The 13,766-nt window shown below is 67.2% G+C and carries 12 protein-coding genes; 9 read left to right on the top strand and 3 right to left on the bottom strand.

The features are described from left to right. Positions 1-11: 11 nt before the first annotated feature. Complete coding sequence (rimO, locus tag EDE12_RS07065; protein ID WP_026597900.1) at positions 12-1,370, top strand: 30S ribosomal protein S12 methylthiotransferase RimO; 1,359 nt, start codon at positions 12-14, stop codon at positions 1,368-1,370. On the opposite strand, the gene EDE12_RS07060 is transcribed toward rimO, so the two are convergent. After that, a complete protein-coding gene (locus tag EDE12_RS07060) occupies positions 1,352-2,779 on the bottom strand; it encodes a hypothetical protein (protein ID WP_026597899.1) in 1,428 nt (475 codons plus the stop codon). The two genes, rimO and EDE12_RS07060, sit on opposite strands and share 19 nt — an antisense overlap. Before the next feature lie 183 nt (positions 2,780-2,962). On the opposite strand from EDE12_RS07060, the gene EDE12_RS07055 reads away from it, so the two are divergent. Then, on the top strand, positions 2,963-3,226 hold the full coding sequence (locus EDE12_RS07055; RefSeq protein WP_026597898.1) for a hypothetical protein: 264 nt from the start codon (positions 2,963-2,965) through the stop codon (positions 3,224-3,226). Here EDE12_RS07055 and EDE12_RS07050 read toward each other — a convergent pair. Beyond that, the gene (locus tag EDE12_RS07050) at positions 3,179-3,814 is read right to left on the bottom strand and encodes a nicotinate-nucleotide adenylyltransferase (protein WP_036290214.1); all 636 of its coding nucleotides are present in this window, start codon (positions 3,812-3,814) and stop codon (positions 3,179-3,181) included. The two genes, EDE12_RS07055 and EDE12_RS07050, sit on opposite strands and share 48 nt — an antisense overlap. Positions 3,815-4,031: 217 nt before the next feature. Beyond that, positions 4,032-5,324: a glutamate-5-semialdehyde dehydrogenase gene (locus EDE12_RS07045; RefSeq protein WP_026597897.1), complete on the bottom strand. Its 1,293-nt coding sequence runs from the start codon at positions 5,322-5,324 to the stop codon at positions 4,032-4,034. Between the two features lie 245 nt (positions 5,325-5,569). Here EDE12_RS07045 and gmd point away from each other — a divergent pair, with 245 nt between their 5' ends. The 7 genes from gmd (at position 5,570) to serA (ending at position 13,718) form a co-directional block, all read left to right on the top strand. Beyond that, positions 5,570-6,559 (top strand): GDP-mannose 4,6-dehydratase, encoded by a 990-nt coding sequence (gmd, locus tag EDE12_RS07040; RefSeq protein WP_026597896.1) that lies wholly within the window; start codon positions 5,570-5,572, stop codon positions 6,557-6,559. Further along, the gene (locus EDE12_RS07035) at positions 6,556-7,551 is read left to right on the top strand and encodes an NAD-dependent epimerase/dehydratase family protein (protein ID WP_026597895.1); all 996 of its coding nucleotides are present in this window, start codon (positions 6,556-6,558) and stop codon (positions 7,549-7,551) included. The genes gmd and EDE12_RS07035 overlap by 4 nt, the downstream gene beginning before the upstream one ends. After that, positions 7,548-8,957, top strand: a complete 1,410-nt coding sequence (locus EDE12_RS07030) for a glycosyltransferase family 1 protein (protein ID WP_245275705.1) — start codon at positions 7,548-7,550, stop codon at positions 8,955-8,957. The genes EDE12_RS07035 and EDE12_RS07030 overlap by 4 nt, the downstream gene beginning before the upstream one ends. A 170-nt stretch (positions 8,958-9,127) precedes the next feature. Beyond that, a complete protein-coding gene (locus EDE12_RS07025; RefSeq protein WP_024878919.1) occupies positions 9,128-9,676 on the top strand; it encodes a hypothetical protein in 549 nt (182 codons plus the stop codon). A gap of 137 nt (positions 9,677-9,813) precedes the next feature. After that, on the top strand, positions 9,814-10,662 hold the full coding sequence (locus tag EDE12_RS07020) for an outer membrane beta-barrel protein (RefSeq protein WP_024878918.1): 849 nt from the start codon (positions 9,814-9,816) through the stop codon (positions 10,660-10,662). Between the two features lie 194 nt (positions 10,663-10,856). Further along, positions 10,857-12,029: a phosphoserine transaminase gene (locus EDE12_RS07015; protein WP_026597893.1), complete on the top strand. Its 1,173-nt coding sequence runs from the start codon at positions 10,857-10,859 to the stop codon at positions 12,027-12,029. Positions 12,030-12,131: 102 nt separating this feature from the next. Continuing rightward, positions 12,132-13,718, top strand: a complete 1,587-nt coding sequence (gene serA, locus EDE12_RS07010; protein ID WP_026597892.1) for a phosphoglycerate dehydrogenase — start codon at positions 12,132-12,134, stop codon at positions 13,716-13,718. Positions 13,719-13,766: the final 48 nt, after the last annotated feature.

Below are 13,766 nucleotides of genomic sequence, written 5' to 3'. Positions count from 1 at the left end.
AGCCTTCGCCCATGCAGAACGTCCCCTCCGACCCGCCCGCGCCCGCCAAAGAGGCGCCGCGCGTCTCCTTCGTCTCGCTCGGCTGCCCCAAGGCGCTCGTCGACAGCGAGCGCATTCTCACGCGCCTGCGCGCCGAAGGCTATGAGCTTTCGCGCACCCATGCGGGGGCCGATGTCGTCGTGGTGAACACCTGCGGCTTTCTGGACAGCGCCAAGGCCGAGTCGCTGGAGGCGATCGGCGCGGCGCTGAAGGAGAATGGCAAGGTCGTCGTCACCGGCTGCATGGGCGCCGAGCCGCAGGCGATCACCGAGCGCTTCCCCGACGTTTTGGCGATCACCGGCCCGCAGGCCTATGAGAGCGTGGTCGAGGCCGTCCACGCCGCTGCCGCGCCGAGCCATGACCCGTTTCTCGATCTCGTGCCCGAGCAGGGCGTCAAGCTCACGCCGCGCCATTACGCCTATCTCAAAATCTCGGAAGGCTGCGACAACAGCTGCTCCTTCTGCATCATTCCGCATTTGCGCGGCTCGCTGGCCTCGCGGCCTGCGGGCGAGGTGCTGCGCGAGGCCGAGCGGCTGGTGAAGGCGGGCGTCAAGGAGCTGCTCGTCATCTCGCAGGACACCAGCGCCTATGGCCGCGATCTGCGCTATTCCGAGAGCGCATGGGGCGACCGCAGCGTGCGCGCGCGTTTCCTCGATCTCACACGCGAGCTGGGCTCGCTCGGGGCCTGGGTGCGGCTGCATTATGTCTATCCCTATCCGCATGTGGACGAGGTCGTCGAGCTGATGGCGCAGGGCAATATCCTGCCCTATCTCGACATTCCCTTTCAGCACGCCGCCCCTTCGGTGCTGAAGGCGATGAAGCGCCCCGCCAATGAGGAGAAGACGCTGGAGCGCATAAAAGCGTGGCGGCGCATCTGCCCCGATCTCGCGCTGCGCTCCACCTTCATCGTCGGCTTCCCCGGCGAGACGGAGGAGGATTTTTCCTATCTGCTCGATTGGCTGGAGGAGGCGGAGATCGACCGCGCCGGCGCCTTCCGCTACGAGCCCGTGGCCGGCGCGCCCGCCAATGATCTGCCGCTCGACGCGGTCCCGGCCGAGGTAAAGGACCAGCGCTGGAAGCGCTTCATGGAGCGCCAGCAGAAGGTCAGCGCCCGCCTGCTGAAGCGCAAGATCGGCAAGAGGCTGCAGGTTCTGGTGGACGAGCCGGGCGGCGGCGCGACCAGCCTCGCGCGTGGACGCAGCAAGGCGGACGCGCCGCAGATCGACGGAACGGTGCACATCTCCTCGCGCCGTCCGCTGCGCGCCGGCGACATCGTAACGGTGAAGATCGACCGCGCCGACGCCTATGACCTCTATGGCGCGGCGGTGTGACTCTCGCTCTCCTCGCGAGAGGAGGCCGTCCGGTCGCCGTCCGCCGCATCCATTCCTGACCTCAACGCCATCGCGAAATCGGGCAGCAGCGCTCTGGACGCCTCGGCATAGACCGCGATGGTCACGGCGAGCGCCGCCAGCGTCGTCGCCGCTTGCCAGCGGGTCATCGGCTCCTGTCGCGGCTCGGGCGCCCGACGCGCCACCGATTGATAGACCCACATGGCGACGAGCAAGGCCGCCATATTTCCGAACTCGCCGGCCGTGCCCCACTGCAATGTGGAATAGCCGAGCGCCGCGGCCATTGCGGCGGTCAACGCCGCGCGCTGGGCGCGGCCATGGACGACGGCGCCGACCAGCTTGCCTCCGTCGAACATGCCCAAGGGCGCGAGATTGACGAGATTCAATGGAATCATCAGGACGAGAACGACGAGAACGACGAGGCAGGCCACGGGTCCCGCGAGATCGAGAGAGGCGTCGAGCCGACCGACGTCCATCCGCAGCAGATCGAGGCCCCGAGCCGCGAACGGCGCCGCCACCAACACGAACAGCGCGGAAAATCCCGGGCCGGCCAGCGCGACCATCGCCGCTTCGTAGCGGCTCGCCATGGGGCGCGCGCCGAGCGTCGCTCCGCCGAAGAAGGGGATCAGCACGACGCTCGCATCACGATGGCCGAAGGCGCGCATCGCCAGATAATGGCCGAACTCGTGAATCAGGATCGTGAGCTCCAGGCAGACGGCGACGCCGACCATGAGCCAGATCGGCGCCGAGGCGTTCCAGCCGATCGTGACCGCGCTCGCGACGACGGCCGCCACGCCGAGACAGACCGCCGTCGATCGCGGCACCAGCGATCGCGGCGCCGGCGGCGTCGAGCCCTCGCAATGCGCGCGCAAGTGATCGAGATATCGGTCATAGAACCGCCCGGTCGCTATATGGCCGTAGAGTCCTTTGACCGTCGTGTGGATTTCTTGCTCCAGCCGCGTCGCGCCGTCCTCTTCCGCCAGAGCGAGGACGGCGCGCGCCTTGTCCCTCGGCGCGAAGGCGACGCCATCGAGCGATTCGGCCTCGGATTCGAGCCGCTTCGCCGGCTCGAGACGAACGACGCGCGACAGCAAGGTTTTAGCCGGACCCGGCTGATGCGGATAGCGGACCACGGCCTCGTGCCGAAGCAGCGGCCCGTCGACGAATTGCTGCGCCTCGATTTGCAGCACGCCCGCCCAGCCGCCGGGCGGCGAGGGTTCGAGCAGCATGGCGGACCAGACTTTGTCCGGCGGCGCCGCGATCGAGACGCGATGCCGGAAGACGCGCCGGCCCAATGGCGCGTGGAACATGAGCCCCCAGGCGGCGAAAGCGCAGACCAGCCAGATCAGCGATCCGGCGGCGCCGTCGAAAAATTCGGAAACTGAAATCATTACGCCGGACATGGCTGTCCCCCGAGCGATCAATTCTATTGTCGTGCCACAGCCGGGTTCACATCGTCTTAAGGGACTCGATCGGTCGCGATATGATGATATGACTATTGGCCGTATGGCGCGCGCTTTCGCAGAACGAAGGCAGACGCGCCCATGAGACGACAAGAGACGAGGAGCCGCCCGATGACCGAAGAGCCCCCGAAGGACCGCATTCCGCGTCTGCTGGCGAGCCGTCAGCTGATGTTCTTCACGGCGGTCATCCTCGCATTGTGGGTGTTCGTCACCTTCTTCTTCCGCAATCCGTATCAGCAGGCGGTCGAGTTCGGCTATTACGACAGTCACCCTTATGACGAAGGCACGGTCTGGACTTATGTGCTGGTCGTGGTGCCGATGATCGGCCTAGGGGCCGCTCTGCTCTGGTGGCAGCGCCGCAGCGCCGGCAAATAATCTCGCGCTGCGCAGCGCGGTGGAGGACTGCGCCACGCGCGGCGCATGCAGATAGACGAAAGCGGGCGGCGGCATGTCGGCGAGCAGCGCCGCCGCGCTTTCCGGCAGACGCGCGGACGCAAAACGCTGCGCCGCTTTGGCCGAGGCGGCGCGAAATGTCGCGCCCGGCCGATCGACGATGGCGATCGGCGTCGTGCGCGCGATCTCCTGCCAATCGCGCCAGCGGTGGAATTGCAGCAGATTATCCGCGCCCATGATCCAGACGAAACGCACGCCCGGACAGCGCCGATGCAGGAAACGCAGCGTGTCCGCCGTATAACGCGCGCCGATCTCCGCCTCGAGCCCCGTGACGACGATGCGCGGATCGCGAGCGATATTCTGCGCCGCGGCGATGCGCTGCTCCAGGGACGGCAGGCCGGCGGTCTCCTTCAGCGGATTGCCGGGCGTCACCAGCCACCAGAGGCGACCGAGCGCCAGCCTCTGCAACGCCACCTGCGAGACATGGGCATGGCCTTCATGCGGCGGATCGAAAGAGCCGCCGAAGAGGCCGATGCGCATCCCCGGCGCATGAGGCGGCAAATGGATCATCGCGCGATCTTCGAAAGTTCGCGCTTCCTTCTCCCACTTGTGGGAGAAGGTGGCCTCGCGAAGCGAGGTCGGATGAGGGTCCTCGCGGCCACAGCATTCTTTGGGACCAACTCGGCTCGCATGCGGAAAACCTCGGCGACCCTCATCCGACCCGACTGCGTCGGGCCACCTTCTCCCACAAGTGGGAGAAGGGAGCGCGCACGACGATTCCGCGCCTTCATCCCCGCACCTGCCCGGCGCCGTGGACGCGATATTTGAACGAGGTGAGCTGCTCGACGCCCACCGGTCCGCGCGCATGCATCCTTCCCGTCGCTATGCCGATCTCGGCGCCGAAGCCGAATTCGCCGCCATCGGCGAATTGCGTCGAGGCGTTGTGCAGCACGATCGCCGAATCCACCTCCGCCATGAAGCGCCGCGCCACATCCTCATTCTGCGTGATGATGCAATCTGTGTGATGCGAGCCGTAGGTCTCTATATGGGCGATCGCCGCCTCCAGCCCATCGACGACGCGGACGGCGATAATGGCGTCGAGATATTCGGCGCGCCAATCCTCCTCGCTCGCCGGCAGCACGCGCGCGTCGACATCCTGCGTCGCGTCGTCGCCGCGCACCTCGCAGCCGGCGTCGAGCAGCATCTTCACAAGCGGCGAAAGATGCGTGGCCGCGCAGGCGCGATCGACCAGCAGCGTCTCGGCGGCGCCGCAAATTCCGGTGCGACGGAGCTTGGCGTTCAGCAAGATGCGTTTCGCCATGTCGAGATCGGCTTGCGCGTGGACGAAGACATGAACAATGCCCTCGAGATGCGCGAAGACCGGCACGCGCGCCTCATGCTGCACACGCGCGACGAGGCTCTTGCCGCCGCGCGGCACGATGACGTCGACATTGCCGTCCAGCCCGGCCAGCATGGCGCCGACGGCGGCGCGATCGGCGATGGGGACCAACGAGATCGCCGCTTCCGGCAGGCCGGCGGCGACGAGGCCGGCGACGAGACAGGCGTGAATCGCGCGCGAGGAGCGCAGGCTCTCCGAGCCGCCGCGCAGAATGGCGGCATTGCCGGCCTTGAGGCAGAGGCCGCCGGCGTCGGCGGTGACATTGGGCCGGCTCTCGTAAATCACCCCGATGACGCCGAGCGGCGTCGCCACACGCTCGATGAGGAGGCCATTGGGGCGCTCGAAGGAAGCCAGCAGCCGGCCGACGGGATCGGCCAGCTCGGCGATCTCCTCGAGGCCGCGCGCCATCGCCTCGACGCGCGCGGGATCGAGCGTCAGCCGATCGAGATAAGAGGCGACCGTGCCGCGCGCTTTCGCCTCCGCGACATCGAGCGCATTGGCGGCGAGCAGCTCCGGCATGCGTCGGCGCAGCTCCGCCGCGGCCGCATGCAGAGCCGCATTCTTGGTCTTCGCCGGCGCCAGAGCGACCGCCCGCGCCGCCCGCCGGGCGCCGGCGCCGATATCGGCCATCAGCGCGCCCAACTCTTGCTCGTCCGTCGCCAATGCTTCCGCCTGCGCCATTTCTTCGCCTCTTTCGCCGCTCGCTTGCGCTATCACGAATCGACGCGTCCCTGAAGGGGAGCGTCGCGAGACGCCGCCGGCCGCGAGACTTGCCTTCGGGCTAGCCCTTTTGTAAGACGCGAGCGCTCGTCGCCACGGCTCATTTCCACGGGCCGATTCGCCGGCGCCCGCCCGACGCCGCGTCCAAAACGCAGGCGATGCGACGTTCCCGGGCGCGCGGAGCCGGCCGCTATGAGGTTCTTCGCATGACGAAACGCGCGCTGCTGACGGGCATTACCGGACAGGATGGGGCCTATCTCGCACAGCTTCTGCTCGGCAAGGGGTATGAAGTCTATGGCGTGATCCGCCGCTCCTCGCATCGCGGCGTCGAGGACCATCGCCTGCGCTGGCTCGGCGTCGCCAATGACGTGCAGCTGCTCGACGGCGATCTCGGCGATCTCTCCAGCCTGCTGCGCATCGTCCAGGAGGTGAAGCCGGACGAGGTCTACAATCTCGCCGCGCAATCCTTCGTCGCCTCCTCCTGGCGCCAGCCCATTCTCACCGCCAACATCACCGCCGTCGCCGTCGCCAATGTGCTCGAGGCGCTGCGGCTCGGCGCCCCCGGCGCGCGCTTCTACCAGGCCTCCTCCTCCGAGATGTACGGCCTCATTCAGGAGCCGATGCAGAGCGAGAAGACGCCCTTCTATCCGCGCTCGCCTTACGCCGTCGCCAAGCTCTATGGCCATTGGATCACGGTCAATTACCGCGAGAGCTTCGGCATGCACGCCTCCTCGGGCATTCTCTTCAACCATGAGAGCCCGCTGCGCGGCATAGAATTCGTCACCCGCAAGGTGACCGACAGCGTAGCGCGCATAAAGCTCGGCCTCGCCAAGGAGCTTCGCCTCGGCAACATAGACGCCAAGCGCGACTGGGGCCATGCGCGCGATTATGTGCGGGCCATGTGGCTGATGCTGCAGCAGGAGACGCCGGACGATTATGTGGTGGCGACGGGCGTCACCACCACAGTGCGCGACATGTGCCGCATCGCTTTCGCCCATGCCGGCCTCGACATGGAGGCGCATGTGGTGATCGATCCGAAATTCTACCGCCCGGCGGAGGTCGATATTCTGCTCGGCGATTCCAGCAAGGCGCGCAAGGCGCTGGGCTGGGCGCCCGAGACCTCGCTCGACCAGCTCATCCGCGAGATGGTCGACGCCGATCTCGAGCGGCTGGGCCACGAATCGGCGACACGATGAGCGTGGAAGCCGCGTCCACGACCACGGCCCGCTACGAACGCATATTGGTGACCGGCGGCTCCGGCTTCGTCGGACGCTATGTGCTGGAGGCGCTGGCGCGCGCCTATCCCGCGGCGCATCGCCTATCGCTGGCTCGGCCGGGCGAGCCGGCGCCCGATCAGCGCTGGACCCCGATCGCCTTCGATCTGCTCGACGCCGAGGCGGTCGACGCCGCCATCGCGCAGGCGCGGCCCGATCTCGTCATTCATCTCGCCGCGCAAGCCTCGGCCGCGCAATCCTTTCTGGCGGCGGAAGAGACTTGGCGCGTCAATTTCGACGGCGCGTTCAATCTCGCCTCGGCGCTCGCGCGCCACGCGCCTGCGGCCGTCCTGCTCTTTGCCTCCACCGCCGATGTCTATGGCGCGAGCCTCGTCGAGGGCCCTGCGCATGAGGATATGATCCCGCGGCCGCTCAGCGTCTACGCCCGCTCCAAGCTGGCGGCGGAGTCGATGCTGGCGGATGTTCTGCCGCAGACGGCGCGGCTCATCGTGGCGCGCCCCTTCAGCCATATCGGCCCGGGGCAGGACAAGCGTTTCGCCGTCGCCTCCTTCGCCGCGCAGATCGTCGAGATCGAGAGGGGACGCGCCGAGCCGCGCCTCTCGGTCGGCGATCTATCCGTGCAGCGCGATTTTCTGGACGTGCGCGACGTCGTCGACGCCTATCTGCGGCTCATCGCCGTTGCGCCCGATCTTCCCGCACGCAATGTCTTCGACATCGCCTCGGGCGAGACGCGCCCGCTCGCGTCCCTGGTCGAAAAGATGCGCGCGCTGGCGCGCCGCGATTTCGAGATCGTGGTCGATCCCGATAGGCTGCGGCCGGCCGATATTCCGATCGCCAGATGCGCCGCCGGCAAGATGCGCGCGGCGACCGGCTGGAGCCCGCGCAGAACGATCGACGAGACGCTCGTCGATCTGCTCGATCATTGGCGCGCGGCCGTAGAAGCGACGAAATGACCAGCGAACGCGAGCGGCGTCTCGAGGAACGCAATCGCCTGCTCGAGCATCAGCTCGATTTTCTGCGCGCCGAGCTTCTGCATCTCGTCCATGAGCGCGAGAAAAACGTGTATTCCGCCGCCTGGCTGATCTTCCGGCCGTTGCGCCGTTTCGAGGCGGCGCTCGTCGATGCGGCGACGCCGCTGCTGCGAATATTCTCACGCGAGACCGCGGCGCCCGCGGTCGAGTCCGCCGCCATGGAGCCCGCCGCTCAGGGCGAGACGCAAAAGCCGCGACGGCTGCTGGTCGATGTGACCGCGACGGCGCGGCGGGACGCCGGCACCGGCATACAGCGCGTCGTCAAGAAGATCACGCAGGGGCTCTATCGCGATCCGGCGCTTCCCATTCCCGTGATCGCCGTGCGCTGCGAGGGCGGCCGCCTCTTTACCTGCGAGGCCTTCGTCGCCGCGCTCATCGGCGGAACTGCCGGCCAGGATCGCGAAATAGAGATAGAGCCGGGCGACCGCTTCTTCATGCTCTCGGACAGCTGGAACGCTTTCGAGGAGTTTCAGCCTGTCTTCTCTCGCATTCGCGCCGGCGGCGGCGAGATCGTCACCTGCATTTTCGATCTCATCCCCGTCCTCTATCCGCACGCCTGCCATGAGGTGACGCCGCCCCGCTACGAGGCATGGCTGCGCCGTGCGCTCATCGAGAGCGACGCCTTTCTCGCCATCTCGCGCACGGTCGCCGAGGAGCTGGCGGATTTCGTGGAAGAGACGGGACTGCCGCACCGCCCCGGCCTTTCGATCGGCTGGTTCCATTGCGGCTCGGATATCGCCGATGGCGCGCCGGCCGCGCCGCGGCCGCAGATCGCCGCCGCAGCAGCCGGCGGCGCCATGTTTCTGAGCGTCGGCACTGTGGAGCCGCGCAAAGGCCATCGCGTCGCGCTGAAAGCTTTCGAGGCGCTGTGGCGCGAGGGTCGCGCTGCGCGGCTGGTTTTCGTCGGACGGCGCGGCTGGTTCGAGGAGGCGATCGCCGCCGAGATCCGCGGCCATGCCGAATTCGGGCGACGCCTCTTCTGGTTCGACGATATCGGCGACGCCGAGCTCGCCTTTCTCTACGACAAAAGCGCGGCGGCGCTCGTTCCTTCCTATGCGGAGGGCTTCGGCCTGCCGATCGCCGAGGCCGCGCGTCGCGGCCGGCCAGTGATCTGCAGCGACATTCCCGTGTTCCGCGAGGTCGGCGGCGCCGGCGCCCTCTATTTCCGCGTCAATGATCCGGCCGCTCTCGCCGAGCGCATTCGGGAGCTGCTCGACGGAAGGGCGACGGGCGATCCCTCCGCCGTCAGCCGCGTAAGCTGGGCGGAGGCGGCGCATCGCGTCGCGCAGGTGATCGCGACCGAAGACTGGACGCGCTCTTTGCCCTGAGCCCCGCCCGTACGGCCATTGTTCCGCCGCGCCGAAAAGCATGATAGAGACGCGGCTGCGGCGGCGGCGCCTGCGGCTCTCTCGAACCGCAGGCTTCGCCGCTTTTGTGCAAAGCGGGGGCGCAGGTCGCGACCTTCCGCCGACGAGGCTCCAACCCGATAGGCCGTCAAATGTCGATCTCGCCGTCCATCAGCCTGCCGCCGACGCCCAAGGCGCTCCTCGATCTCATCAAGCTCGAGGCCGGGCCGGCTCCGCTGCCCGACTCGCGGCAGGCGCTGTGGATCAGCATCGCCGCCTATTTTCTGACCGAGGTGGGCGGCCAATTGGTGAGCGCCGAAATTCCTCCCTCGGTCGCCTACGGCCTGGTGAGCGCCGCCCTGCTGGCCGCGTTGACCTTCGGCGCGCTGCTGCTGACCGGAACGCGCGAGCGCTTTCAGCAGACGCTGATCGCCCTCACCTCCACGGGCGCGGTCATCGGCCTCGTATCCTTCGTGCTGACGCTCGCAGTGGCGCAGATATTTCCGCCGCCGATGCCGGCCCTGAAGCTCGTCGGCTTCGTGCTGTTTCCGCTGGTGCTGTGGAAGTTCACCGTATTCCTGTGGATCTATCGTCACGCCGGGATGCGCTTCATTCCGGCCTTCGCGCTGGGCGCGATCTATCTCGGCTTCATTCTGCTGATCCTGTCGCCGCTGCTGACGCGCCTCTTCAATCTCATTTGACAGGCTGGAGCGCCGCCGTGGCGACAGGCCCGCGGCGGCGCTCATTAAGTAACAATTAAGCATAATCACTTACTCATCGTTCATCACCCGCGTCGCGGCCCGATTCAGGCCGCCCGGCGCGTAGCGAGGATGAACCAATGAGATTTTCCGGTTCCTGCGCCGGGGCGGGGCTGTTCGTGGCGGCTCTGGGCCTTTTGTCCGCCGGCTCCGCCGTCGCCGCGGATATGCCTTTCTTCTCACCGCCCGAGCAGGAGTACCAGCCCGTCGAGCTGGGAACCGGCTGGTATTTGCGCGGCGACATCGCCGCGGCGCGCACGCCCGTGCTGAATATAGACGGCGCGGTGACGGCCAATAATTTCGTCAACAATTGGTCGGCCGGCATCGGCTTCGGCTATCGCTACAATAGCTGGCTGCGCACCGACGTCACCGCCGATTATCAGCCGCTCTACAGCCGGTCGGGCGCCTCCTATGTCTCGACGCCCTGCCAGACCGGCGCGGTGGGCACGCCAGCCGGCGGCCCCTACACCGACTCCATCGCCATCGCCACCGACTGTTTCCCCTATTCGCAGAGCCGCGGAACCGCTTCGGTCTTCCTCGGCAATGTCTATATCGATCTCGGCACATGGGGCGGACTAACGCCCTATATCGGGGCCGGCGCCGGCGTCGATGTGCTGTTCCAGAAGGCCCAGGTGCAATGGTACATGGGCAATCTCGTTCCCTATGCCGGAACGACCTGGACCGACCCCTACACGCTCGGCACCTATATGGCCAATTGGGACCGCAGCTACTCCAACACCTATCTGAAATTCGCTTATGCCTTCATGGGCGGCTTCGCCTATGACATCACCGATCATTGGTCTGTCGACATCGGCTATCGCTATCTCAATCTGGGCTCGATCTCGGGCAAGGACGCGCTCGGCGTCAGCCATACCCGCAAGCTCGACATTCAGCAGGTACGGCTCGGCTTCCGCTATCTGATCGACTGAGGATCGCCGCCGCCGCCGCAACCGGCCCCCACGACTGGCCCCTCCCGGCGGCGGCCCTCCCTTCGCGAAAAGCTCCCCGCCGCGCTCGACCGGCTATCCCCCGCCCCGCCCCAGCTCGCGCCCGACTTGACGCGAAGACGTGTTGCGCGTAGCGCAGGCTCCGAAAATCCATGCCCCGGGGAGGCAGCACAAAAATGCCCATCCAAAAGCCCGGCGTGAAGCCGGCCGATCCGCGTTTCTCTTCAGGTCCTTGCTCCAAGCGTCCCGGCTGGACGCTGGACGCGCTCGCGGGCGCGGCTCTCGGCCGCTCGCATCGCTCCCCGGCCGGCAAGGCGAAGCTGAAGGAAGCCATCGATCTGACGCGCGAGGTGCTGCGCGTGCCGGCGAGCCATCGCATCGCCATCGTCCCCGCCTCGGACACCGGCGCCGTCGAAATGGCGCTGTGGTCGATGATCGGCGCGCGCGGCGTCGATGTCGCCGCCTGGGAGAGCTTCAGCGCGGATTGGGTCACGGACATCATCGAGCAGCTGAAGCCGGGCGCCGCCCGCAGCTTCGTCGCCCCCTTCGGCGAATTGCCCGACCTGTCGAAGATAAACTTCGACAATGATTTCGTCTTCGCCTGGAACGGCACCACCGCCGGCGTGCGCGTGCAGAACGCGGATTTCATCCCCGCCGACCGCAAGGGCCTGACCATCTGCGACGCGACCTCGGCCGCCTTCGCGCAGCCGCTCGAATTCGACAAGCTCGATGTCGTCACCTACTCCTGGCAGAAGGTGATGGGCGGCGAGGCGGCCCATGGCATGCTCATCCTCTCGCCGCGCGCCGTGGAGCGGCTCGAGAGCTATACGCCCGCTTGGCCGCTGCCGAAGATTTTCCGCCTCACCAAGAACGGCAAGCTCGTGGAGAGCATTTTCGAGGGCGACACGATCAACACGCCCTCCATGCTCTGCGTCGAGGATTATCTCGATACGCTGAAATGGGCCAAATCGATCGGCGGGCTCGACGCGCTTTTCGCGCGCGCCAACGCCAACGCCAAAGTGGTGCATGACTGGGTCGAGAAAACGCCCTGGTTCACCCATCTCGCCCAGGATCCGGCGACGCGCTCCAACACCGGCGTCTGCCTCGTCTTCGCCGATCCCGCCGTCGCCGCCCTGCCGCGCGCCGAGCAATCGACGCTCGCCGCGCGCATCGTCGGCCTCGTCGAAAAAGAAGGCGCGGGCTTCGACTTCGGCGCCTATCGCGACGCCCCGCCCGGCCTGCGCATCTGGTGCGGCGCCACGGTGGAGGCCAGCGACGTGGCCGCGCTGACGCAATGGATCGACTGGGCCTATGCCGAGGCGGCGGCGCAATCGGCCAAAGCGGCTTGAGACGAAGGCCGCTCGTCACGATCTAGGGGAAAGGGACGGCCGCCGCGCGAGCGCGGCGCCGAAGGGGGCGAAATCTCGGGCTCGGCCCGAGGGAGGCCCTTCATGCCCAAACGCGTGCTCGTCTCCGACGCGCTGTCGCCTGCCGCTCTCGAGCTTTTCCGCTCCCGCGAGATCGAGGCCGACTATCGGCCAGAGCTCGGCAAGGAGCCGAGCAAGCTCGCCGCCGCCATCGGCGCCTATGATGGACTCGCCCTTCGCTCGACGACGCAAGTCGACAAAGCGCTGCTCGCGCGGGCCGAGCGGCTGAAGGTCGTCGGCCGCGCCGGCGTCGGCGTGGACAATGTCGATGTGGCCGCAGCGACGGCGCGCGGCGTGATCGTGATGAACACGCCCTTCGGCAATTCCATCACCACGGCCGAGCATACGATGGCGCTGATGCTGGCGCTCGCCCGTCAGATTCCCGCCGCCGACGCCTCCACCCGCGCCGGCAAATGGGAGAAGAGCAAATTCATGGGCGTCGAGCTCGCCGGCAAGACGCTCGGCGTCATCGGCTGCGGCAATGTCGGCGCCAATGTCGCGACGCGCGCGGCCGGCTTTTCCATGCGCGTCATCGCCTATGATCCCTTCCTCACCGAGGAGCGCGCCATAAAGTTGGGCGTCGAGCCGGTCGATCTCGAACAGCTGCTGGCGCGCGCCGATTTCATCACGCTGCACACGCCGCTCACCGCCAAGACGCGCGATCTGCTGAATGCGCAATCGTTGAAGAAGACCAAGCGCGGCGTGCGCATCGTCAATTGCGCGCGCGGCGGGCTGCTCGACGAGGCGGCGCTGGTCGCCGCGCTGGACGAGGGCCATGTCGCCGGCGCCGCGCTCGATGTGTTCGAGACCGAGCCGGCGCGCGAAAATCCGCTGTTCTTACGCCCGAATGTGGTCTGCACGCCGCATCTCGGCGCTTCGACGATCGAGGCGCAGGAGAAGGTCGCCGTGCAGATCGCCGAGCAAATGTCGGATTTTTTGACTCGCGGCGCGATTGTGAACGCGGTCAACTTTCCCTCGATCGGCGCCGAGGAGGCGCCCCGACTCGCGCCTTTCGTCGATCTCGCCGAAAAGCTCGGCTCCTTCCTCGGTCAGGCGACGGAATCGCCGATCGAGCGCATCTCCGTCGCCTATGAGGGCGCGGCGGCGCAACGCAATTTGGCGGCGATGACGGCGGCCGTCGTCGCCGGCGTGCTGCGGCCGGCGCTGGCCGAGGTCAATCTCGTCTCGGCGCTCGCCATCGCCAAGGAGCGCGCGATCACAGTCGATGAGGCGACGCGCTCCGGCGAGAGCGATTATGATTCGCTGATCGCAATATCGGTGAAGACGCGCGACGGAGAGCGGACGCTCGCAGGCTCGCTGTTCCATGACGGGCGGCCGCGAATCGTCGTCGCCGATGGCGTGCGCGTGGAATCGGAATTTTCCGAGCGGATGATCTTCGTCTCGAATGCCGACAGGCCCGGCTTCATCGGGCGATTCGCCGGGCTGCTCGGCGCGGCCGGCGTGAACATAGCCACTTGCGCGCTGGGGCGCGATCGGCCCGGCGGCTGCGCCGTGGCCATTGTCGCGATCGATGAGCCCGCGCCGCGCGAGACGATACGCGAAATCGCAGCGCTTCCCGGCGTGCGCTTCGCGTCTGCGCTCCAATTTTGAGCTGCAATTCGAGGGGGATCGGCGAGGCCGCAGGCGGCGCGCTCGCGG

The sequence above is a fragment of the Methylosinus sp. sav-2 genome, assembly GCF_004366495.1.
Taxonomy (GTDB): domain Bacteria; phylum Pseudomonadota; class Alphaproteobacteria; order Rhizobiales; family Beijerinckiaceae; genus Methylosinus.
Note: the sequence above shows the minus strand (reverse complement) of the source record. Positions and strands in the feature narration are given on the sequence as shown.

Excerpts from the sequence above, each read along its gene's own strand:
- serA (WP_026597892.1), top strand. The coding sequence starts at position 12,132 with ATGCCCAAACGCGTGCTCGTCTCCGACGCGCTGTCGCCTGCCGCTCTC.
- EDE12_RS07025 (WP_024878919.1), top strand. The coding sequence starts at position 9,128 with ATGTCGATCTCGCCGTCCATCAGCCTGCCGCCGACGCCCAAGGCGCTC.
- EDE12_RS07055 (WP_026597898.1), top strand. The coding sequence starts at position 2,963 with ATGACCGAAGAGCCCCCGAAGGACCGCATTCCGCGTCTGCTGGCGAGC.
- EDE12_RS07015 (WP_026597893.1), top strand. The coding sequence starts at position 10,857 with ATGCCCATCCAAAAGCCCGGCGTGAAGCCGGCCGATCCGCGTTTCTCT.
- EDE12_RS07035 (WP_026597895.1), top strand. The coding sequence starts at position 6,556 with ATGAGCGTGGAAGCCGCGTCCACGACCACGGCCCGCTACGAACGCATA.
- EDE12_RS07020 (WP_024878918.1), top strand. The coding sequence starts at position 9,814 with ATGAGATTTTCCGGTTCCTGCGCCGGGGCGGGGCTGTTCGTGGCGGCT.
- EDE12_RS07045 (WP_026597897.1), bottom strand. The coding sequence starts at position 5,324 with ATGGCGCAGGCGGAAGCATTGGCGACGGACGAGCAAGAGTTGGGCGCG.
- gmd (WP_026597896.1), top strand. The coding sequence starts at position 5,570 with ATGACGAAACGCGCGCTGCTGACGGGCATTACCGGACAGGATGGGGCC.
- rimO (WP_026597900.1), top strand. The coding sequence starts at position 12 with ATGCAGAACGTCCCCTCCGACCCGCCCGCGCCCGCCAAAGAGGCGCCG.
- EDE12_RS07050 (WP_036290214.1), bottom strand. The coding sequence starts at position 3,814 with ATGATCCATTTGCCGCCTCATGCGCCGGGGATGCGCATCGGCCTCTTC.
- EDE12_RS07060 (WP_026597899.1), bottom strand. The coding sequence starts at position 2,779 with ATGATTTCAGTTTCCGAATTTTTCGACGGCGCCGCCGGATCGCTGATC.
- EDE12_RS07030 (WP_245275705.1), top strand. The coding sequence starts at position 7,548 with ATGACCAGCGAACGCGAGCGGCGTCTCGAGGAACGCAATCGCCTGCTC.